This is a genomic window from Acinetobacter sp. ANC 4216 (assembly GCF_004331195.1).
GTDB classification, from domain to species: Bacteria; Pseudomonadota; Gammaproteobacteria; order Pseudomonadales; family Moraxellaceae; genus Acinetobacter; species Acinetobacter kookii.
In genome coordinates, this window is sequence record NZ_SJOC01000003.1 from 1 (window position 1) to 21,133 (window position 21,133).

General features: G+C 43.4%; 18 protein-coding genes, 4 tRNA genes and 1 pseudogene. 9 read left to right on the forward strand and 14 right to left on the reverse strand.

Features of this window, described 5'->3' with window-relative positions; all coding sequences use genetic code 11:
* Positions 1-274: 274 nt before the first annotated feature.
* Positions 275-502 (forward strand): annotated as a pseudogene (locus tag E0H88_RS02645) (type I phosphoribosyltransferase); the annotation flags it as partial.
* A 372-nt stretch (positions 503-874) separates the two neighbouring features.
* Here E0H88_RS02645 and E0H88_RS02650 read toward each other — a convergent pair.
* The 6 genes from E0H88_RS02650 to E0H88_RS02670 all read right to left on the reverse strand — a co-directional run bounded on the left by E0H88_RS02650 (position 875) and on the right by E0H88_RS02670 (position 5,247).
* Positions 875-1,486, reverse strand: coding sequence for a hypothetical protein (locus E0H88_RS02650; RefSeq protein ID WP_131273014.1), 612 nt, complete (start codon positions 1,484-1,486; stop codon positions 875-877).
* A gap of 86 nt (positions 1,487-1,572) precedes the next feature.
* Entirely contained in the window at positions 1,573-2,748 is a 1,176-nt protein-coding gene (locus tag E0H88_RS02655) for a CsgG/HfaB family protein (RefSeq protein WP_131273015.1), read from the reverse strand.
* Positions 2,742-3,119, reverse strand: coding sequence for a hypothetical protein (locus E0H88_RS02660; RefSeq protein WP_131273016.1), 378 nt, complete (start codon positions 3,117-3,119; stop codon positions 2,742-2,744). Before E0H88_RS02660 ends, E0H88_RS02655 begins: the two co-directional genes overlap by 7 nt.
* A gap of 747 nt (positions 3,120-3,866) precedes the next feature.
* Positions 3,867-4,481 carry a hypothetical protein gene (locus E0H88_RS02665; RefSeq protein WP_131273017.1) on the reverse strand — a complete coding sequence of 205 codons (615 nt, stop codon included), beginning with the start codon at positions 4,479-4,481 and terminating at the stop codon, positions 3,867-3,869.
* An 85-nt stretch (positions 4,482-4,566) separates the two neighbouring features.
* Positions 4,567-4,740: a hypothetical protein gene (locus tag E0H88_RS15850; protein WP_165493268.1), complete on the reverse strand. Its 174-nt coding sequence runs from the start codon at positions 4,738-4,740 to the stop codon at positions 4,567-4,569.
* Between the two features lie 129 nt (positions 4,741-4,869).
* A complete protein-coding gene (locus tag E0H88_RS02670; RefSeq protein ID WP_092820820.1) occupies positions 4,870-5,247 on the reverse strand; it encodes a hypothetical protein in 378 nt (125 codons plus the stop codon).
* 858 nt (positions 5,248-6,105) lie between these two features.
* Here E0H88_RS02670 and E0H88_RS02675 point away from each other — a divergent pair.
* A complete protein-coding gene (locus tag E0H88_RS02675; protein WP_131273018.1) occupies positions 6,106-6,465 on the forward strand; it encodes a hypothetical protein in 360 nt (119 codons plus the stop codon).
* A gap of 118 nt (positions 6,466-6,583) precedes the next feature.
* Here E0H88_RS02675 and wrbA read toward each other — a convergent pair whose 3' ends face one another.
* On the reverse strand, positions 6,584-7,180 hold the full coding sequence (wrbA, locus tag E0H88_RS02680) for an NAD(P)H:quinone oxidoreductase (protein ID WP_131273019.1): 597 nt from the start codon (positions 7,178-7,180) through the stop codon (positions 6,584-6,586).
* 114 nt (positions 7,181-7,294) lie between these two features.
* Between wrbA and E0H88_RS02685 the strand changes: the two genes are divergently transcribed.
* The gene (locus E0H88_RS02685) at positions 7,295-8,542 is read left to right on the forward strand and encodes a YihY family inner membrane protein (protein ID WP_131273020.1); all 1,248 of its coding nucleotides are present in this window, start codon (positions 7,295-7,297) and stop codon (positions 8,540-8,542) included.
* Positions 8,543-8,721: 179 nt separating this feature from the next.
* Here E0H88_RS02685 and E0H88_RS02690 read toward each other — a convergent pair whose 3' ends face one another.
* A complete protein-coding gene (locus tag E0H88_RS02690; protein WP_131273021.1) occupies positions 8,722-9,360 on the reverse strand; it encodes a fumarylacetoacetate hydrolase family protein in 639 nt (212 codons plus the stop codon).
* 39 nt (positions 9,361-9,399) lie between these two features.
* On the reverse strand, positions 9,400-9,897 hold the full coding sequence (locus E0H88_RS02695) for a YcxB family protein (RefSeq protein ID WP_131273022.1): 498 nt from the start codon (positions 9,895-9,897) through the stop codon (positions 9,400-9,402).
* 174 nt (positions 9,898-10,071) lie between these two features.
* Here E0H88_RS02695 and E0H88_RS02700 point away from each other — a divergent pair, with 174 nt between their 5' ends.
* On the forward strand, positions 10,072-11,376 hold the full coding sequence (locus E0H88_RS02700; protein WP_131273023.1) for an SRPBCC family protein: 1,305 nt from the start codon (positions 10,072-10,074) through the stop codon (positions 11,374-11,376).
* An 89-nt stretch (positions 11,377-11,465) separates the two neighbouring features.
* On the opposite strand, the gene E0H88_RS02705 is transcribed toward E0H88_RS02700, so the two are convergent.
* From E0H88_RS02705 to E0H88_RS02720, 4 genes are all read right to left on the reverse strand, one after another.
* Positions 11,466-11,542: transfer RNA gene (locus tag E0H88_RS02705), tRNA-Arg, on the reverse strand.
* Between the two features lie 371 nt (positions 11,543-11,913).
* A tRNA-Arg gene (locus E0H88_RS02710) sits at positions 11,914-11,990 on the reverse strand.
* A gap of 58 nt (positions 11,991-12,048) precedes the next feature.
* A tRNA-Arg gene (locus E0H88_RS02715) sits at positions 12,049-12,125 on the reverse strand.
* A gap of 15 nt (positions 12,126-12,140) precedes the next feature.
* Positions 12,141-12,232 (reverse strand) — tRNA-Ser (locus E0H88_RS02720).
* Between the two features lie 267 nt (positions 12,233-12,499).
* Here E0H88_RS02720 and rnr point away from each other — a divergent pair.
* From rnr to E0H88_RS02745, 5 genes are all read left to right on the forward strand, one after another.
* Complete coding sequence (gene rnr, locus E0H88_RS02725; protein WP_131273024.1) at positions 12,500-14,917, forward strand: ribonuclease R; 2,418 nt, start codon at positions 12,500-12,502, stop codon at positions 14,915-14,917.
* 148 nt (positions 14,918-15,065) lie between these two features.
* Positions 15,066-17,105: a M3 family metallopeptidase gene (locus E0H88_RS02730; protein WP_131273025.1), complete on the forward strand. Its 2,040-nt coding sequence runs from the start codon at positions 15,066-15,068 to the stop codon at positions 17,103-17,105.
* Between the two features lie 41 nt (positions 17,106-17,146).
* Positions 17,147-17,356, forward strand: coding sequence for a YheV family putative zinc ribbon protein (locus E0H88_RS02735; protein WP_171259728.1), 210 nt, complete (start codon positions 17,147-17,149; stop codon positions 17,354-17,356).
* Between the two features lie 13 nt (positions 17,357-17,369).
* Entirely contained in the window at positions 17,370-17,798 is a 429-nt protein-coding gene (locus E0H88_RS02740) for a hypothetical protein (RefSeq protein WP_131273026.1), read from the forward strand.
* Between the two features lie 56 nt (positions 17,799-17,854).
* The gene (locus tag E0H88_RS02745; RefSeq protein ID WP_131273027.1) at positions 17,855-18,730 is read left to right on the forward strand and encodes a DMT family transporter; all 876 of its coding nucleotides are present in this window, start codon (positions 17,855-17,857) and stop codon (positions 18,728-18,730) included.
* Between the two features lie 79 nt (positions 18,731-18,809).
* Here the strand turns inward: E0H88_RS02745 and E0H88_RS02750 are convergent, their stop codons facing one another.
* Entirely contained in the window at positions 18,810-21,092 is a 2,283-nt protein-coding gene (locus E0H88_RS02750; RefSeq protein WP_131273028.1) for a TRAP transporter large permease subunit, read from the reverse strand.
* Between the last annotated feature and the right edge of the window lie 41 nt (positions 21,093-21,133).

Here is a 21,133-nt window from a genome sequence, read left to right on the forward strand (position 1 = left end):
ATTTTAGTTTTAATAATATTTTTTATATATTAAAAAAATCAAAATTTCATATCCAAAAACTTCAGCTATTAGATCATTTTCAATTTTAGAAAGTTGTAAACTTTGATTTTATTGGAACTCCTACTAAAATGTGACGCACTTCTACTTTTTTAGTAAAATATAATTAACCAATCACAGTTAAGCGTATTTATAAAGTAATTCTGGTAGAAAGATAAATTTTTTTGAGCAGGGTGATTTCCGTTTCAAAAAGTGCATCCACTCTAGCGCTAAAGCCCGCGTGATGGATAATTTCCTGGCAAATGGTCAGGCAGCTTTAGACCTTGCCGATTTAATTCATCAGGCAAATGCTGAAGTTGTAGGTATTGGTATTGTGATTGAAAAATCTTTCCAACCTGGTCGCCAATTGTTATTGGATAAAGGTTACCATGTTGAATCTTTAGCACATGTTAAATCTTTGGAAAATGGTATTGTTGAATTTGTCCGTGACTCAGATTTCAACTGAATTTAAAAAGAGCACTCAGGCGCTCTTTTTTTATAGCAAATATTTTATATGAAAGAATATTCTGAACAATGGTGACAAAATCGGCAATTAATCGCCGACTCTATCTGAATAAAATTTTCCAGTACCTGCTTCAAATTTAGATACAAGAAAAAGATGAAATTCGTTGCACTCTTTTTCTATCTAATCATTCAAGTAGAACCTTGTGAATAGCGTGGTTTACACTTGATAGCAAGCGAAATTTCAGACCAAATATTATCTTACTGTAGGTTGACTCTATTATAGAGCAATACTCAATAAACATTTTTTGTACTAAAATAAAAAAGTCTAACTATCCGCAAATAGTTAGACCCTGGATCATATTGAACGGTGGATTTACTTTACGGTCACAGTAATGCTACCAGTGTTCACAGCACCAATAGCTGAAGTTTTGATGCCATCAATATGATTCACTTTTCCATCTACATTTACAGATGCATCAATAGCTGCTGAATTAAAGGCTAAATTCGCTGCAGTGTAATTACTCAGAGTTTCAGAGAACTGGTCATAAGTGTCAGTATTCAATGATGTACTGATAGAGCTTTCAAACTCTGATGAGCGTTCAGTACGCCATTCTTCCAAATTACGCGCCGCACTTCTTTCAGCATCAAGAGTTGTCTCTAATGTACCCGTATTCACTGCGCTCAAATTGCCTTGCTGCAAATTGATACTACCGGTGTTTACCGCACCAATTGCTGAAGTTTCTACTGCGATTTTGTCTCCCACATTATTCAGTGAGTTATACCGCCCATCTACATTGACTGTTGCATCAACAGTAGCGGTATTAATGGCAAGGTTAAGCGCAGTACCATTTGGCTGGGTATGTTGAGATAAAAGATTTAAGGCACCATTTAACCCAGTATCTACAGTGACCTCTTGAGCATTAGCCATGCCTGCACCGGACACGAAGGCAACAGATAAGGCGATTGTTTTGATAGTCTTATTCATGGTTATTTTCCTTTTTTCTAATTTTGAAGTACTTCTCGCTAAGCACTTCTTTTTATAATGGGAGCGAGCCCATTTTTATATATTCTTTAATCACGCTGCGTGCTTGACCAGTAGTTTTCGACCACTTCCGGATTAACATCCCACAGCATCTGAGTCTTTTCATTGTCTTTTTCTTCATTCATTTTTTTTAAAGAAGATGAAGGCTTTTTCATACTGATATATTTAATCAAGTCCTGCTTATTCGTTTCAGGCTCCCCTTCAGGATTTTCAATCAATTCAGACTCTTTTTTCTTAGGGGGTTGTGTATCCTTACTTGGTGAATCGGTCGATTTATTTTTCTCATTAGGCAAACTGGTTTTATGTGATGACGATTCCAGAACGGTATTCGGTAAGTTTGCGGTACTTTGCTGCTGACTCTGCTTATACTTGTACAGTGCAACTGAACTTCGGGTTAAACTCAACTGGCCAAATTCAGGCGGTATTTGCGCACGGCAGCTTTCAAATGTTGCTGGCGGAATCACCTGACTGAGCAATTCAAAGGTCGCCAGATTCAGCATTTGACGCAGGGCAAAGTTGGTTGCCTCTCGTTCCCCTTTGCCAAGCTGAATATTTAACAAGGTATGCCCAGCAAACCTGCCTGCACTCAGACCATAATCCTGTGCAGCAATCTGTTTTTGCAGGGAAACATTGGCCACCACCTTACTGCTGCGGGTATCGGTTAGAGACAAATCCAACCCCACCATAATGCGGGTTTGACTGTAATTCGGACCAACCCCGCCTATCTGCATGTCCACACCGCCCCCCGGAATAAAATCCAGACTGTTAATGCTGCCAGTGACATAATAATCAGAAGCCTGGATTTGCCGTGGATCACGAATGCCCCACTTGGCCTCACTTTCGATAATCCGTGGATCGCGCCGGTTCAATAGGCTGACCCCGGCCTGAAACAAGGCCGACTGCACCATATCTCCCGCGCCTTGGGTCACCATTTTGCCACTGCCCCCATTAGTCACCACATCTTTGCCGGTCTGGTCCAGAATCGCGCCAACGGAAAAGCTGACATCACTGCGCAGTTGCCCCTTCAGGCAGGATAAAGCCATATCAAAAGGGGTAAAAATATCGGTAATTGGTGGCCCCTGTACCAAGCTGACCGGCTTCTTGTTTGAGGGTGCCAAGCCAGTACACCCAGTCATAAGTTGACTAAATATAACCAAAGCACTCACAGAAGATATTTTTCTTCTATTTAAAGGAAAGTTCAGCATAGTGAGCCTCCCGGTTGAGTGCTTAAGTTAGGGCATTGCTGATTATTTTGAGTGGTGGTGGAACTTAGAGTCCCATCATTCGTAGTATCATTGGAAATATCTATACCGTTATTGGAACCATTAATATTTACATTGCTCGTAGCCGAATTCACTGTACCGATAGAGCTGGTCGAGGTGCTATTGATGGTGGTCTTTCCCAAGCCGGAATAATAATCAGAATCCTTGAGCTCGATCAGGTTTGCCTGCACCAGATTCTCATTGGAACGGGCACTTGACGATTTCCAGCGCTGACTCCATTCATCCGATGTGGCATAAGCATTGCCCAAAACACAGCAACAAAATAAACCCACATTGATCACTGATATTTTCATAATCATTACCCGTCCTTTGATCCAGGATGTTTATTTATTTTCTAATTAATAAGGTTTAATTTATATTAAAAATATTAAATCACATAAAAAAAACAAAAGGCAAAATTTATGAGGTTTTACATGCATTACGTTTACTATAACAAATTATCTTGTTGTTATTATTAATAAATTGTTAATTATTGTTTATTTTTGAATTGTAAGAAATCATTATGTAACAATTCCCTAAAATTAAAATTTACAACAAAATTTTAGTTTTAATAATATTTTTTATATATTAAAAAAATCAAAATTTCATATCCAAAAACTTCAGCTATTAGATCATTTTCAATTTTAGAAAGTTGTAAACTTTGATTTTATTGGAACTCCTACTAAAATGTGACGCACTTCTACTTTTTTAGTAAAATATAATTAACCAATCACAGTTAAGCGTATTTATAAAGTAATTCTGGTAGAAAGATAAATTTTTTTAGCAGGATGATTTCCATTTCAAAAAATGCCTCCACCCCAGCCATAAAGCCGGGGGCAGGAATGAATAGCAGCCTTGATCTGGCTGATTCAATTGATTAATCAAATACAAAAAAGCTGGGCATAGGTAATTTCGTCTTCCCCATCCGTCCCGTGCAAAAGGAATCTGCCCCCCAGAATAGGTTAATGATTTTATTCTTATCAATTAAATCAATAATTTATTTAAAAAAGAGGCCTAACTATTTACCAATAGTTAAACCTTTAGTCATGTTGCAAACGGGGTTACTTTACGGTTACGGTGATGCTACCTGTATTCACCGCACCAATGGCAGAAGTTTTAATACCGTTGATATTATTCTCGGTTCCTCCTGTGATTGTATTTACAGATGCGTCAATAGCGCCGGAGTTAAAGGCGACATTGGCTACACTGTAATTGCTCAAGGTTTGATTCAACTCCTCATTAAAGCTGGCATCAAGACTTTGACCAAGCGCACTTTCGATCTGTGATGACGAATCGCTCTCAGTATCGGTCAACGACTCCAATTGACTTTGTTGATCTTCAAGCGTTGCATTGAGTGTACCGGTACTCAGAGCACTCAGGCTGCCTTGCTCCACAGCGAGATTACCTGTATTTACAGCACCCAGGGCCGAGGTCTCTATGGTGTTTTCAAAATTATTGACAGCATCAAAACCTCCCTCTGTGTTGACGCTTGCATTAATATCCGCTGTATTGACTGCAAGGTTAAGCGCAGAGCCATTGGTGACCTGCTGGGATAAAGTAGCCAGAGCCGTTTCCAGACCCGTATCTACAGCCACTTCCGTGTCTTGAGCATTTGCCATGCCTGCACCAGTCAGGAAGGCGACGGATAAGGCGATTGTTTTAACAGTTTTTTTCATAGCTGTTCTTCCTTTTCACGTTTTGAAGCACCTCTCGCTAAGTACTTCTTCTGATCATGGGAGCGAGCCCATTTTCATAGTGCTTTTAATCAAGCTGCGTGATTGACCAGTAATTCTCGACCACTTCGGGGCGGACATCCTCCAGCATTGAAGTCTCTCCCTCTTGCTGGTCTTTCTTATCCTTCCGGTCATCTGTCTTACCTAAAGAAGATGAGTTCTGTTTCCTGCTGATGGATTTAATCAAGTCCTGTTTATTCATCTCAGGCTCCTGTACCAGGCTGAACGGCTTCTTGCTTGAGAATGGCAAGCCGATGCGGCTTGAAAGCAAATGCCCAAACAGGACATAGATACCCCCCAGAAGATCTGCTGTTTTGGGTGAACGGAAAATTCAGCATAGCGAGTCTCCCGATGGGGTGCTTAAGTTAGGGCATTGCGGATTATTTTGAGTAGTCGTCGAATTTAAAGTCCCGTCATTCGCAGTATCACTGGAAATGTCTATGTCGTTATTTGCACCACTGATATTGATATTGTTGGTCGGGGTATTTACCGTACCGATAGAGCGGGTATGGGTACTATTGATGATGGTTTTTCCCAAGCCGGAATAATAATCGGAATCCTTGAGCTCGATCAGATTTGCCTGCACCAGATTCTCATTGGAACGGGCACTTGATGATTTCCAGCGCTGACTCCATTCATCCGATGTAGCATAAGCAGTGTTCAGAAAACAGTAACAAAATAAACCCAGATTGATCATTAATATTCTCATAATCTTTGAAGCCCTCTGACCTGAGATGTTCATTTATCTTTAACCCAAATAAGTTTTAATAAATCTAAGTAAAATTAAATCACATAAAAAAAATAAAAGGCAATTTTTATCCAGATTCACATTTTTTCTGTTTTTTATAAAAAAATTATCCACTTGTTTTATATTAAAAAAATAAGGATTTGTTATTTATTTGTGATTTGTAATAAATCATTATATAAAAATTTTTTGAATATAAAATTCACATAAAAAACTTGATTAAAATAATATATTTTTTATCTAAACAGTAATAAATAATTTCGCTAATAAAGTATGAAATTATGTTCTTCACTTATTTTATAGAATGGTAAATTTCGATTTTATGAGGACTTCTTTCTAAGTGTGATTTTCATCATATTTTATTAAAAATATAATTAATCAATCACAGTTAAACCTATTTATAAAGAAACCTTGAGATAAAGGTAATTTTTTGCCTCTATCCCCCAAATCGGCATTCTCCCCCTCCCAGCCTCCATAGAATTAAACTCAAGCACACTTAAAATGAAACTTGAACAGAGGACCGGAGCAGCCTCACCCTGCTTGAGGTTGCAGAACCTAGAGGATGAAGCGATTGCTCATGCTTTTAGAGCTGATGAACACTTAAAAACCCATCCGTAATCCCTCCTATTCGATGAAGAATGAATGTGTTTACAACTCAGATAAACTGTTTTGACTTTATTTCAACTAGAATCAGGTTGGTATGAAATGTTCCTGACATCCAGATGTAGAACAGACATACTGTTGCAACATGTCATAAATACCCGCTGACCTTGAAGCCCGCTCTATTCCATATAGCCCAAGATCGGTCAAGCTAACTTGTTGATGGAAAACTCTATGAAATGTCCTAAATGTGGATCGACTGAAGTTGAAAAACGTGATCATGAAAAGAATTTAAAGACCATTAGTGGAATTTTAATGACCTCAGCCGGGGCAACCGCAGGAACAGTCGGTGGGGCCGCAACAGGTGCATCCACAGGGGCCGCAATTGGGGCAATTGCCGGACCATTAGGAGTGATTTTCGGTGGTACTGTAGGCACCTTTGTAGGTGCCATTGCCGTAGGGGTGACAGGCGGGGTACTCGGTAATATTTTCGGTAAAAAAGCCGGAGTCATTATCGATAAAAATGTGTTCCTGGATTACAAATGCTTAAAATGCAAGCATCGCTTTAAAGAAAAAGCATAAGCATTCAGATACTTAAACTTTAAATTGCAATAAAAAAGACCATTCATTTTTAGAATGGTCTTTTTTATCTCTATATTTTAAGAATAGGGTGAGTTGAACCCCGTTTCTCAATAAAAAATCAGTTTGCCTGCAATTTTTTAACCACATCGCCCAAGCGCTTACCCTGCTCTTCACACAGGATTTTTTCATCCTGGCTCAGTCCCAAGTCATGGCGTGGACCACTCACATGGCTTGCGCCATACGGCGTACCACCCGATTTGGTATTGGACAATGCCGGGTTGGCATTCGGCAGACCCATAATCATCATGCCATGATGAAACAGGGGCGGAAGCATAGTCAGCAATGTACTTTCCTGCCCGCCGTGCATAGAACCTGAAGATGTAAAGACACAGGCCGGTTTCTGATGTAAAGCGCCATTCAGCCACAGGCTGGTGGTCTGATCCCAAAAATATTTCATCTCGGAGGCCATATTGCCAAAGCGTGTAGGCGAGCCCAGAGCCAGACCTGAACAATTAGCCAAATCCTCCAGGGTACAGTAAATATCCCCGTCCTCCGGAATATTCGGTTCAGCCTGTTTCACCACAGTGGATAGATTAGGCACCGTACGAATTTTTACCGCCATACCTGTAGATTCAATTCCATTGGCAATTAAATGCGCCATTTCTTTGGTTGAACCATATTTGCTGTAATATAAAACAAGGACATAAGACTGCATAATTTTTATAAACAAAGCCAAAAGAGAAAACTATACGGTATTTTTCCCATTTTTTGGTTAAGCTTGGTATTGAAAATTCATAAAGACGACTAAAAAAATTGAGACTTCATCACTATGTTAGAAAAGTATTTAAAAAAACTTCCTTTTTATAATGAGACTTGGTTTCAGTTTGCTTTATTTGTTATCAGACGTTTTGAAGCCGATCGTTGTCGTGATCAGGCAGCTTCTCTGACCTATACCACGCTGTTTGCAGTAGTTCCCATGCTGACGGTTTTTCTGGTGATCATTTCTTCCATTAAAGCCCTGGAACCAGCAAGACAGCAATTACAACAACTGATTTACAGCCATTTTCTGCCCCGAACCACCATCGCCTTTGACAAGGCCTTTAATGCCTTTACCGATAAATCCAGCAACCTGACAGTGATTGGTATTTTATTTCTGTTTGTGACTACAGTCATGATGCTTTCCAGTATCGAGACCGTATTTAACCGGATTTGGCGGGTTCAGGAAACGCGAGGTGGAATCATTGGATTTATGCGTTACTGGACCATTATTTCACTCGGTCCAATTCTGCTAGGCAGTGCGTTTGCTATTTCATCGACTGTGGCTTCATTAAATGTACTCAGCAATAATTTTGCCGGTTATGAGGTCAACGGTGAATTTATCTTGTGGGGCATTTCCTTTGTCCTGACCATTTTGGGGTTCTTTATTTTAAACTGGACCATTCCCAACCGTAGCGTTCCAATTAAAGCTGCCTTGATTGCCGGTACATTCAGTGCAGTCGTCTTTGAATTGTTGAAGAATCTGTTTGGCGTCATCATGTCGAATTTCACCAGTTATGAAATTGTCTATGGCGCTTTTGCAGCCATCCCGATTTTCCTGTTATGGATTTTCCTGTCCTGGAACATTGTTTTGCTGGGGGTCGAAATCAGTTATGGCCTGACTGCGTTTAATTCAGGTAAAGAACAGAAGCGTCATCCGGTAATCATGCTGTTAGACGTGCTTGAGCTGTTTTATAGAAAGCAGCAAATTGGCGAAACGGTTTCAGATGAAGAAGCGCTGCTGGTTTTGGGTCGTGATGAAATTGGACGCTGGCCAAGTTATGTACTGATGCTGGAAAAGCAAAATCTGGTGAAACGTACCGATGATGATCAATACATTCTCGCGCGCAATCTGGCTCAGGTCGATTTCTGGAGTTTTTATAAACAGTTACCCTACCCGCTTCCACGCAGCAAAGATGTTGCCAATATCCGTCCGGATGATGAATGGATACAAAGACTCGGACCCGCACTAGTTGAATCGGATGACTATCTGGCTGCAAAACTTTCCATTCCCCTGTCCGCTATTTTTGAAAAGAAATAGCGTTAACTGACGTTGACGATGCCATAAAAAAGCCTTCACATATAAAGGCTTTTTTAATAACTACGCGGAGGTATGAGCAGACGAAAATATCTGATCCAGCCATGCAAACTGACCGTCATGTAAAAATTCAGAACTTAAAAAGGCCACATTTAAGCAGCCTTTTTACTCAGCTTTTTCACTTATTGAACAAAGGTTTTCCAGACAAAATCCTGGCTCTGACCTTGCAACGTCATGGTGAGTTGATCACCTGCCTTTAATGCAGCCACACCCGCAGGTGTACCCGTCATCACCACATCACCTTCTTCCAGGGTAAAGACCTGGCTGATATCAGCAAGTAAAGTCGCAATATCAAAAATCAGCAAAGATGTATCGCCTTTTTGACGCAGCTCATCATTCACATGCAAGGTGTAATGTACATCTTTCCAGTCTTTCACTTCTGAAAGCTCAACCCAGTCACCCAACAGGCATGAACCATCATATGCTTTGGCACGTTCCCAAGGCTGACCTTTCTTTTTCAGGTCATCCTGTAAGTCACGCAAGGTTAAATCCAGGCCCAAAGTTACCGCACCCACAGCTTCCAGCGCCTTAGCCGGATCGGTCTCTGCCTTTAAAGTGCGGTCAATCCGCAGGCTGAGTTCACATTCATAGTGACAATTGCCCCAAGCCGGGTTCCATGAAATCCCCTCTTGCAATGCCGTTAAGGCACTCGGTGGCTTGATAAACAAAACCGGACGATCAGGAATGGCATTGCCTAATTCTTTGGCATGGTCCGCATAGCTACGGCCGACACAGACAATCTTCGATGGACGTGTACTCATGATCTTCCCTTTTTATTTCACTGTTAGGTTATTTCAGGCTTACTTTTTAAATGTATTTTCAAATACGGTTTGCTCGGTAGAATGTTCAAAAGCGCGTTTCGGCACAACCACCACGGTACGGTTCTTCAATTCAATCATGTAGGTCAGTTTACCTGTAGCAAATTTTTGCACGTCGCTATAGTTAAACATCTGTTTACGACCATTGGCATAAATTTCCGCATGATCCTGAAACAATTCGATGCCTTGTTCACTTTTACCAAGCTGGTATTTTACAAATTGACGTTTAAACATCATCGGTAAAAACCAGTAACGCATAATCAGCTGCAAAATTAAAAAGAAAGCACCGAGCGCAACATAATAGCGACCCACGCCATTAAAGCCGAGGTAAAAACCCCAAATAATAATTCCGATACTTACGAAGGGGGTAATAAAGCGGCTAATCTGCTTTTTACCAAACGTCGCAAGCGCAAAACCGTCTTGTGATTCTTCCAGATTTAAGAAATAACGTACCGATACAGCAGGCTTGGTCTCTGACATGATTCATCATCAAATTATTCGAACAATTGTGCTAGATATTACACCAGATTCGGCCTTTTCCTTATTGTTTTTGCTCGGCTCATTACAAGCTAAATTACATAAGTTTGCTTCACAACCGTTTTGAAATTGATTAAAACATCATCATTCACTTAAAAAGCATAAACAGGATGTGAAATGCAAAACAATAAAAATAAATGCGGTTTGCTGCTGCTGTGCTGCCTGCTCGGCACGCAGGTCTCGGCAAAGATCATTCCATGGAAAGAACAGATTCCCAGTAGCCTGAATGCATTTCATGGGAAGGCGCAACTTCTGGCTGACTTAACCGCAAACCGTATTTTGATTTACGCCCATCCGGCACAGGCAATTACTTTACCCACCTTTAAAAATCCGCACAGTATCAGTGGCAAGTTTTATACCGGTGCAGTGGTGGTACCCGCCAGCAGCCAAAACGTAGCGCGGCTTTTAAGCAACTATAACGGGTATAAAGGGCTATTTCCGACCTTAAAGTTAGCAAAGGTCGTTGAGCAACAAGGTAACATTACCCAGATGAAATATCAGGTGTCCATTCCAACGCCGATTCCAATCTTAAACTTTAAAGAAAATGTGCTGATGCAGCACCATTTAACGGCGAACAGTATTTCAACCCTTGTCCTGGATGCACCTATTCCTTATGGTGCAGGCAAAATTGAATGGTTTGATTTAGGCAACAATAAAACCTTAATTACCGTGACCCAATGGGGCGACTTAAACCACCCCAAAGGCTTTTTATTCAGCAGCATTCTGAATGCGCTTCCGGAAGCCAAACTCGGCATTCCCTCTGGCACCAACGCTTTTTTACTCGAAGCCCTGCAACAGCACTTTAAAACACCGAGTTACCACAGCTTGAAAGCTGGAGAATTACCCGAAGCCCCATTAAGCTCGAACCAGGTTCAAAAAATTGCCACACTGAGCCAACTGTCCCAGGAACCGGTTTCTTTTATCTTGCCCTCTAGCAAGGTGCCCTATCCGCATGGTCTGGAAAGCTTGCGTTTTAGTAGCAGCTATCAGTACTTTGCAAAAAAACCGCAACAGATGCAGCACTGGCTGAATGCGCCTGCCTATCAGGAACTTTTTCCACGCCAGATTAAAGAGATCGACCTGAAAAAAATTGACCCCAACACCATTGATGCAGATTACAAAATTTCAGTCGGATTAGGCGTGATCAATATTCCCTTCGATTTTAAGCTGCGTTTTGACTATCCCAACAGTCTGGAAAATCAGTTTGATGCGGTGGGTGGAGATTTGCAGTTTGTCAAAGGCGGGATGCAGCTGATTCCGCAAGGTCACGGCACTTTGTTAAATGTTACCAGTGCCATGAAAATCCATGACCAAGCGCCCTTTCTGCTCAGAGCAATGAGAAGCATGCCTTATCACGACATGTTACCGGCCATAGGGGGCAATACCGTATTGGCATTAAAGATTAAACACAAGATGAAATAATTTTTTCACACATTTAATTTATTCTAGGCACAAAAAAACCGCATTAAATGCGGTTTTTTCCAGTTTTACATCTGTCGATGCGATCAAGTTGGTGCGCTCAGAGAGATTCGAACTCCCGACCCCTTAGTTCGTAGCCAAGTGCTCTATCCAGCTGAGCTATGAGCGCGACGTCTTGATGTGGTGCATTATACGCGTTTTTAATATTCTGTTAAGTGCTTTTTAACAAATACGCAATCAAGTGAACAGTTATTGGGCAAAATTAGATTTTTCATCTATTTTTTAAACAACATTTGTTTTTTGAGGATTGCACAGATTACTTTGAGATCAAAATAATCAATTTCACCAGTGCATTTTTACTCCAGGTTTCGTCCAGATATCTGGAATGTCTGGAGTAGATATTTAAGATGCCCTACTTTTTTTAAAGACATCTCCACTCATCGAAAAAACTTACCCGCTCAACTGCACCAAATTTCAGGCACAAAAAAACCGCAACATGTGCGGTTTCTTCCATTTTTACATCTGTCGATGTGTTCAAGTTGGTGCGCTCAGAGAGATTCGAACTCCCGACCCCTTAGTTCGTAGCCAAGTGCTCTATCCAGCTGAGCTATGAGCGCGTACTTGAGTTGCTTTTCAGCATTCGTTACTATAAAAAATTGCCGCGTTTAACTTGATTGGTGCGCTCAGAGAGATTCGAACTCCCGACCCCTTAGTTCGTAGCCAAGTGCTCTATCCAGCTGAGCTATGAGCGCATTTCAAGTTATTCGTGGCGGTGAGAGAGGGATTCGAACCCTCGGTGGGCTTTAAGACCCACGCTCCCTTAGCAGGGGAGTACCTTCAGCCACTCGGCCACCTCACCGTAACGAGCCGCCATAATACAAATTAAACTTCGTTTCTTCAAGTCAGATTTCAAAAAATTCTGATATTTTTAATCAATCATCTATTTTTTAAACAATTTCCGAGCTGGCTCTGCCCTTTTCGCTGTTTTTTATGGCAAATACTGCTGAAATATTAAACCTTGCCCGAAAATTTGCACTGAAAAACACAATATTGCAATCATTTACGTGCAGTCTGTTGCTGCATGACTTATGCTAATCCTATCTTCTGACATGAAGCCAAAGACATTATGAAAAATTGGGTCGATCCTGAAGCTAAAGCTGAAGCTGAACGCTATGAAAATCCTATTCCCAGCCGTATTCTTATTTCTGAAACGATTGAAAAACTACAAGCACCACAATCTCATGCAGATCTAGTGGAACATTTTGAAATTGCAGATCAAAAAAGTATTGATGCCCTTAGCCATCGCCTGATCGCCATGGTTCGGGATGGCCAGTTGATGAAAGATGGCTACAAGTTCCAGCTTGCCGCCAGCCAGCCGACGCATGAAGCCACGGTCTATATCAACTCCAAAGGTCTGGGCAGTGCCTCGATTGCCGATCATGAAGACCTTTTACTGCCTGAACGCGAGCTGCGTCTGGTCTTTAATGGTGACCGCGTCAAGGTTCGTCAAACCTCGGTCGACCGCAAAGGCAAGGCTTGGGGTTTTATTACCGAAGTGGTGCAGCATCGGGTGAAACAGATTATTGGTAAAGTGGCGGTTCACGATGGCGAATACTTTATTCAGCCCGGCAATCCGAATGCCCATCAGCCGATTACCCTGGAAAAAGAACTGATTGAACATGCCCAGGTCAAAGTGGGTGATTCGGTTCGCGTGGCGATTGATGACTATCCGACCCGGGAAGAACTGGCGACCGGTCATATCGTTCAGTCTATGGCAGACAAGGCCGATACCGAAATCATTATTCCGCAAACCATTTTAGAATTTGGCTTGCCTTATGAATTTCCGGAAGAAGTGATTCGTGATGCGGAACACTTTAAGGAACCTTCTGCACAAGACCGCGAGGGCCGGATCGATTTACGTGATTTGGCCCTGGTCACCATTGACGGTGAAGATGCCCGTGACTTTGACGATGCCGTATATGCCGAAAAACGTCCAGGCGGCGGTTACCGCGTGGTCGTGGCCATTGCGGATGTCAGCCATTATGTGCGTAATGACCAGCCTTTGGATGATGAAGCCAAAGAACGTGGCACGTCAGTCTATTTCCCGCACTTTGTCTTGCCGATGTTGCCGGAAGCCTTATCTAATGGTCTGTGCTCGCTGAATCCGCATGTCGACCGTCTCTGTATGGTTTGTGACCTGAAACTGTCCCGTGCCGGTCGTGTCACTGGTTTTGAATTCTATCCATCGGTCATGCATTCTAAAGCACGTCTGACCTATACCCAGGTGGCGCAGTATTTTGATGGTGACAGCAAAGCCGTTCCTGAAGATCGCGATGTGCGTAAATCGCTGAATACCCTGTTCCAGCTGTATCAGATTTTAAAAGGTTTACGGGCGCAGCGTCATGCCATGGAATTCGAAACCGTCGAAACCTACATGACCTTCGATGAGTTGGGTGGCATTAATGAAATTCTGCCGCGTACACGTAATGATGCGCATAAACTGATTGAAGAATGCATGTTGCTGGCCAATGTGGCCGCCGCCGAATATGCCTTGGAAAATGACATTCCGATGTTATACCGTGTGCATGAGCCACCTGAATTTTCACGTATCCAGAAAGTGCGTGAATATGTGAAATTGCTGGGTCTGCCCTTCCCTGAACAGCCAACGCAAAAAGACTATCAGGCGGTCATTGATGCGACTAAAGACCGCATTGATGCACCAAGCATTCATGCAGTGCTGTTACGTTCCATGATGCAGGCCTATTACGGCGCCAACAATGCCGGGCATTTCGGTTTAGCTTATGATGCCTATACCCATTTCACCTCTCCAATCCGCCGTTACCCGGATCTGTTATTGCACCGTGCCATCAAGGCTCATTTAAAGCAGAAGCCTTTCCTGCTTTCCGGTGCAGCTTTAGATGACGCCGGTGAACATTTCTCGCAAACCGAACGCCGTGCCGATGAAGCTTCACGTTCAGTCACGACCTGGTTGAAATGTCACTATATGCAGCAGCATTTAGGTGAAGAATTTGTCGGGATCATCAGTGCCGTGGCCGAGTTTGGCCTGTTCGTGACCTTAAAAGACCTGTATGTCGATGGCATGGTTCACGTGAGCCAACTGGGCGATGACTATTTTGTCTATGATCAGGCCAGCCAAAGCTTAATCGGTCAGGCACGTGGCCAGACCTTTAGCCTGGGCGATGAAGTCAAAATTAAGGTGGCAGCGGTGAATCTGGAAGATCGCAAGATAGACTTTGAACTGTTGCAACAATTGACCCATGCCGGCCGGGTGATTCGTAGCCGAGCGCCACGTGTGGCCAAGACTACCACAGAGGAAGTCTTTGGTTCACGAGCCAAAGCCGTGGTGAGTGAAGAGGGCGAACAGTCGGTTCGCAAGAAAAAGCCAAAAGCCAAATCTGCTGCACCAGCCAAAAAGTCAGATAAAAAATCTTCAGCCAAGGCAGATGCAAAAGCCAAAGACAAGCTGAAGAAAAAATCTAAGCCGAAAAAGAAAAAGTCGAATGCGAAAACCAAGATAGAATAATTTTTCGATATAAGCCCTACTCCGGTAGGGCTTTTTATTAGGTCTGGTCTACCAAGTATTTACCGACTGAAAAATAATAGCCCTTGATTTAACCCTCTCTAAGCCTTACATCTACTATTAAGTTTATAAATGATATGGCGTATTAGAAATGACTTTAGAAAAGGCGACCTTGCCCGTTCCACAATTTGACCAGATTCAACTGGCCGATTTAAAACAACAGATTGAACAGGCCATTCAACAAGGACAAAGTTTTTTAAACGATTTAACCGCAGTTCCAGAGGATGCTCAGGCACAGCTGAATATTCTGGAACAGGTCGATACGCTGGAAAACAACATGAGTGAAGCTTGGGGTGTGCTGTCACATCTCAATGCCGTGATGAACAATTCAGAAACACGTGAACTGTACCAATCCCTGCTTCCGGCATTAAGCGAATACTACACCCAACTGGGTCAACATACGGTGCTGTATCAAACCTATCAGCATGTGCATGACTCATCCGTATTTAGCACGCTTCCAGCAGCCCATCAAAGTGCCATTAAACTGGCGCTGCGCGATTTCAAACTGTCAGGGGTTGCTTTAGAAGGTGAAGCGAAAAAACGCTATGCAGAAATTTCTGCCCGTTTGTCGCAGCTTTCATCTGGCTTCTCCAACCATGTATTGGATGCCACACAAATCTACTTCAAGCCGCTGACTGAAGATCAACTCAAAGGCTTGCCGCAAAGCAGTATCGATTTACTTAAACAATATGGCCAGCAACGCGAACTTGATCAGCCGGTGGCGACTTTAGACATTCCGGCTTATCTGGCCATCATGACCTATGCCGATGACCGTGGCTTGCGTGAAGAGTTGTATAAAGCCTATACCACACGTGCTTCCGACCTGTCAGAACATCCTGAATTTGACAATACCCAGGTGATGGAAGAAATCCTGAGTCTGCGTCATGAAATGGCTCAACTGTTAGGTTTTAAAAACTATGCCGAGTTATCGCTGGCCAGCAAAATGGCACCGGATGTCGAAACTGTAGATAAGTTTCTGGTCGACCTGGCTGAACATGCACGCACACCGGCCAGCAAAGAAATTGCCGAATTAAAAACCATTGCCATTCAGGATGGCATTCTCGAGTTACAGCCTTGGGATACCGGTTACTATTCGGAAAAACTGAAACAGCAACAGTTCAATTTATCGCAGGAATCACTCAAACCGTATTTCCCTGCACCGAAGATTTTGCAAGGCCTGTTCAGCATTGTGAACCGTCTCTATGGCATCAACATTGTGGAACGTGAAGCGCCGGTCTGGCATCCCGATGCGCGCTATTATGAACTGGAAGATCAAGGCAATGTGGTCGGCGGCTTCTACCTCGATCTGTATGCACGCAGTGGCAAACGCGGTGGCGCCTGGATGAGCGGTTTCCGCTCGCGCATGCAGACCCGACAAGGCCTGCAAAAACCGATTTGCTACATGGTCTGCAACTTCACCCCTGCTGTCGGCGATCAACCGGCGTTACTTACCCATGATGAAGTGAATACCCTGTTCCACGAGTTTGGTCACGGTCTGCATCATCTATTGACCGAAGTCGACCATATTGCTGTGGCAGGAACTCATGGTGTCGATTGGGATGCGGTCGAGCTTCCAAGCCAGTTTATGGAGTTCTGGACCTGGGATACAGACAGCCTCGATCTGCTCAGTGAACACATCGAAACGAAGCTGCATTTGCCAGAAGATTTGCTTAAATCCTTGCTGGATGCCCGTTTCTTCCAGTCTGGCATGCAAACTTTGCGTCAAATCGAATTTGCCCTGTTTGACCTGCATATTCACAAGCACAGTTCGGCTTTGAATGCCGAACAGGTACAAGCGACGCTGGATGAAATTCGCCAAAAATATGCAGTCGCGCCCACAGCCAATTACAACCGTTTCCAGCATAGCTTTAGCCATATTTTTGCTGGCGGCTATGCTGCAGGCTATTACTCTTACAAATGGGCCGAAGTTTTGGCCAGTGATGCCTTCGATCGCTTCGAAAAAGAAGGAATCTTTAATGTTCAGACCGGAAAAGAATTTCGTCAATTTATTCTAGCAGTTGGCGGAAAAGATACAGCACTTGACGCGTTTATCAATTTCCGCGGACGCGAGCCAAAAATAGATGCGTTATTACGTCATCAAGGTTGGACGAACCCCTCTAAAAACGCTTAAACTAACTGTCTAAGATTGTTCGGAAGGTTAGGATGATGACTATCAAACGTCGTTTCATTGCAGGTGCTAAATGTCCAAAATGTGAAGCGCTAGATCGGGTTGTCATGCTAACTTCTGGCGACGATGAATGGATTGAATGTATTGACTGTGGCTATAGCGAAAATCGGCCAACGCATGTCGATGAACCACAGATGCCGGAACAGCCGGATGAGATTGGTGTCATTCAGTTCAAACCGCGTCAGCCTAAATAAAAACAGGTTCAATATGACATTAGATCAAAGAAACAGCCCAAAACTTTTATTGGGCATTACTGGGGGACTGGTTGCAATCATTGCGCTTTTTTTGGCCTATCAATGGTTTTTTGCAACTTCAAATGAAATACTGCCTGAACATGAAGGAACCAGTTTAACGGCGCCTGCAAAACCGGCGGCTAAAGCTGAAAAAGCGCCAGAACCGCTTGCTCAAACCGAGCAGGAAACCATTCAGCTGGTGGATGAAAAAATCCTGAAAGAAGCTGTTCCAGAAAATGAATCACTCGCCAAAGAAGAAGTGGCTAAACTGGAAGATATTCAAAGCCAGCTAAATGAACAGGAAGCCATGCTGAAAGCCCAACATGCCGATGCAGATGAGCTGATTGCCCTGAAAGAAGAACAGATTAAATTACTTGAAGCCCAATTGGCTCAAAAACAATAATTTTATAGTTGAATATTCAGCTAAAATAGCAGTACATATTTTAGCTGAATTGTTTCATGTCCCTACCGACCAGCAGTCGGAACCTGCTTATAGCACTCGCTTTACTGACCTGCTCTGCCTTTTTATTTTCTCTTATGGGTGTCTGTATTCGCTATGCTTCGCATACCGTAGATAATCCCACCATTGTATTTTTTCGCAACTTTGTCGGCCTGTTTATTTTTCTGCCGCTTATTTGCTCTAAGGGAATTGGTTTTTTTAAAACTGAAAAAATCTGGATGCATAGCTGGCGTGCCGTCATCGGGCTGATTGCCATGTATGGCTTCTTTTATGCAATTGCCCATTTAAAGCTGTCCAATGCCATGGTTTTTACCTATTCTTCCCCGATTTTTATTCCCCTGATTGCCTGGTTGTTTCTGAAAGAAAAAATCACCAAATCCATGCTGCTCGCCGCAGCGATTGGCCTGGTCGGGGTCATTTTTGTGGCCAAGCCCGATGCTGGCATGTTTAACCAGATGTCTGTGATTGGGCTAGGTGCCAGCTTGTTGGCAGCCATGGCATTTGTAACAGTCCGCGCGCTCACTAGTACCGAATCTCCAGAGAAAATCGTATTTTATTTCTGTTTTATCGGCACACTCATTTCCATGATTCCGATGTTCTGGTTATGGCGTCCTTATACCTGGACTGAACTGGGTTTCTTGATTGGCGCAGGTCTGCTTGCCAATATTAGCCAGATTTTCATGTCCAATGCCTATAAACTCGCCCCTGCCGGACAGATTGGCCCCGTGAACTATATTGCCATTATTTTTGCAGGAATCTGGGGCTTTATCTTCTGGCAAGAAATACCGGATCATTATAGTTTAATGGGTTTCGGACTCATTCTGGGTGCGATTATCCTCTGTAGCCCCCTGGTTCAAAAACGTGCCACCCCATAATTCAGGCAGATTTCCCGTATATAATTCCCTATATAAAAAGTCATAAAAAAGCACCCGAGGGTGCTTTTTTTATGATGGATTAATGATACCAACCGAACAGCTTAAATACATAAGGAATATAAGCGATGATCAACATGGCAGGCAGCATCACAATCACCGGTAAAACCCAGCGTTCATAGCGGTAGTAGAAAGATAGATGACGCACTTCTGCATCCGCCTCAGCCACCTCGGCATCTCCAACAGACTGCCGAGCCAGAAGATGGTTCAGCGCTACAGGCGGGGTGACATAACCAAGCTCAAAACCAATCAGGGTAATCATCCAGAAATGTACCGGGTGGATACCGTATTGATAGGCCACCGGAGCCACAGTAGCGGAAATCAGAATAACGGCACCAAATGGGTCCATGATCATGCCCACAAAAATCATCAGTCCGACAATCAGGGTAATGACGAGAATGGTACTACTGATATCGGTCGGGAAGGCTTGCATCACTTCGATACGTTCCAGCAATCCCCCCACACTGACAGAAAGTGCCATCAGGATCACCAGGGCACCAATATGTCCAACCGTTTCACTGGTAGAAATATGTAGCGATTTCCAGAATCCGACATTGCGCAAACTTTCTCCATAAGCAGAATGTTTCACGCCATGATCAACTGCCAATTCTTTGCCCTGCTGTTTACCATGCTCTGCTTCACGGTATTCGGCATTCACTGCTGCACCGGCGGTTGCCAGTTCAGGGGTCGATCCCGGATTCAACTGGGCGGTCAGGGTTTCATCCCAATGTCCCACTGCGGGTAAAGGTGCAGGTTCATGGCGTAACTTGTCGAAAAGTACCACCAGCAACAGAATCACTGGCATCATGACTGGAGCGGTAAATTCATTCAGATCGGTCGACAAGGCATATTTGTAGAATAACCAGATCAAGATGAAAATCACGACATAAGGAATCACCGCCACTACAGCACGAGCCGATTGAGGTGCTGCTACACCTGGTGCTGCAATACGGAATTTACTTTCGGCGAAGAACAGTGAAATGATCAAAAATAAAGTTGACGTCAGCAGGAACACATATACGCCATAGTGATACAGCAAGTCCGTTGTCACTTCCTTATTCAGTGAGGCAACCACCACAATCAATAAACATGGACGTAATACCACACCTAGAGAACCTGACATAGCTGTTGCTGCCAGAGCAAACTGACGGCGTCCACCCGCATTCCAGACTTCCTTATAAATAATCGCACCTGCTGCGATCACGAAAATTCCTGATGCTCCTGTATAGGCCGTTGGCAACGCAGCTGCCACCAAGATCAGCCAAGTCAGGGTTTCAGGTGCCAGATTCCATGGACGCAGGATATTCAGGAACATGTCCACGACACGGGTCTGTTTCAGCAACATACCCGCCCAGATAAACAGTGCCAGATTCAGGAAGATACTCGAAAACTCGACCAGCTGCCCCAGGTAAATACCCTGTCCCATTGGATAATCCATCAGGAAGGTAAAACTAATCCCGGTAATGATCGCCATATAGCCATACAGCGGCACACTCAGAAAAGCCATTCCTAAGCTACCGCCCTCTTGGCTCTGCTTGGGCTGTCTGAATATCTGATACAGGCTGATCAAGGTCAGCGTACTAAACAGAATCATCCACAACCAGTAAATATATTTCATGTCTCCGATCGGGACACCCGAATTCAGCATGGACTGATATTGGCTATAAGACGAGTAAGCCAAAAAGGCGTTACCAATCAGCATTGCCACCGAGTACACTTTAAAATCGATACGCGTTGTGGGACTACGTAAACCAATATGATGGGTTTTCAGCGTTGCACTGATCGCTGCAAATACCACCATGATAACCAGTAACAGGGCCCGGTTTTCAGTACCGAACTTGAATACGCCAAAGAAAGACGTTTCAAAGGTACGATATGCGCGAATACTCGGATGAGCCTGCATATGGGCAATCGCTTTATCATAGAACTGATAGGATTCTTCACAGACCTGTTGAGCCTGTACTATCGCCGCACGCACATCAGCCTCTGAACGCACACCGAAAAAATCAGCATACTCGTCGGCTGCATCGGCTTTCATCTGCTCTTGCACTTTACGATCGACATTGACATTACGTTCACAGGTTGGGGAACTCGGTTCGGCACGTAGAAATGAATATTGCATGCCAGTCGCCGGATCACCGTACAGACGCTCACCCATACGCAACAGCTGGCCGTGAATCATTTCACCGGTACCAATAATCAAAGTCAGCAAAAGTAAGACAAGAACGACAAAGGCCGAGATCCACTCTGTCCATATATAACGTAACAGACCTAATCCAGATCTGTTGTTTTCATCATATTGCATGTGTATTCCTATTTTTATTTTGGTCATTACACGGTGGTTTG

What these genes read in the sequence shown, in the direction of transcription:
- E0H88_RS02650 (WP_131273014.1), bottom strand. Translation starts at nt 1,486, where the DNA reads ATGAATAAGACTATCAAAACAATCGCCTTATCTGTTGCCTTCGTGTCC.
- E0H88_RS02655 (WP_131273015.1), bottom strand. Translation starts at nt 2,748, where the DNA reads ATGCTGAACTTTCCTTTAAATAGAAGAAAAATATCTTCTGTGAGTGCT.
- E0H88_RS02660 (WP_131273016.1), bottom strand. Translation starts at nt 3,119, where the DNA reads ATGAAAATATCAGTGATCAATGTGGGTTTATTTTGTTGCTGTGTTTTG.
- E0H88_RS02665 (WP_131273017.1), bottom strand. Translation starts at nt 4,481, where the DNA reads ATGAAAAAAACTGTTAAAACAATCGCCTTATCCGTCGCCTTCCTGACT.
- E0H88_RS15850 (WP_165493268.1), bottom strand. Translation starts at nt 4,740, where the DNA reads ATGAATAAACAGGACTTGATTAAATCCATCAGCAGGAAACAGAACTCA.
- E0H88_RS02670 (WP_092820820.1), bottom strand. Translation starts at nt 5,247, where the DNA reads ATGAGAATATTAATGATCAATCTGGGTTTATTTTGTTACTGTTTTCTG.
- E0H88_RS02675 (WP_131273018.1), top strand. Translation starts at nt 6,106, where the DNA reads ATGGAAAACTCTATGAAATGTCCTAAATGTGGATCGACTGAAGTTGAA.
- wrbA (WP_131273019.1), bottom strand. Translation starts at nt 7,180, where the DNA reads ATGCAGTCTTATGTCCTTGTTTTATATTACAGCAAATATGGTTCAACC.
- E0H88_RS02685 (WP_131273020.1), top strand. Translation starts at nt 7,295, where the DNA reads ATGTTAGAAAAGTATTTAAAAAAACTTCCTTTTTATAATGAGACTTGG.
- E0H88_RS02690 (WP_131273021.1), bottom strand. Translation starts at nt 9,360, where the DNA reads ATGAGTACACGTCCATCGAAGATTGTCTGTGTCGGCCGTAGCTATGCG.
- E0H88_RS02695 (WP_131273022.1), bottom strand. Translation starts at nt 9,897, where the DNA reads ATGTCAGAGACCAAGCCTGCTGTATCGGTACGTTATTTCTTAAATCTG.
- E0H88_RS02700 (WP_131273023.1), top strand. Translation starts at nt 10,072, where the DNA reads ATGCAAAACAATAAAAATAAATGCGGTTTGCTGCTGCTGTGCTGCCTG.
- rnr (WP_131273024.1), top strand. Translation starts at nt 12,500, where the DNA reads ATGAAAAATTGGGTCGATCCTGAAGCTAAAGCTGAAGCTGAACGCTAT.
- E0H88_RS02730 (WP_131273025.1), top strand. Translation starts at nt 15,066, where the DNA reads ATGACTTTAGAAAAGGCGACCTTGCCCGTTCCACAATTTGACCAGATT.
- E0H88_RS02740 (WP_131273026.1), top strand. Translation starts at nt 17,370, where the DNA reads ATGACATTAGATCAAAGAAACAGCCCAAAACTTTTATTGGGCATTACT.
- E0H88_RS02745 (WP_131273027.1), top strand. Translation starts at nt 17,855, where the DNA reads ATGTCCCTACCGACCAGCAGTCGGAACCTGCTTATAGCACTCGCTTTA.
- E0H88_RS02750 (WP_131273028.1), bottom strand. Translation starts at nt 21,092, where the DNA reads ATGCAATATGATGAAAACAACAGATCTGGATTAGGTCTGTTACGTTAT.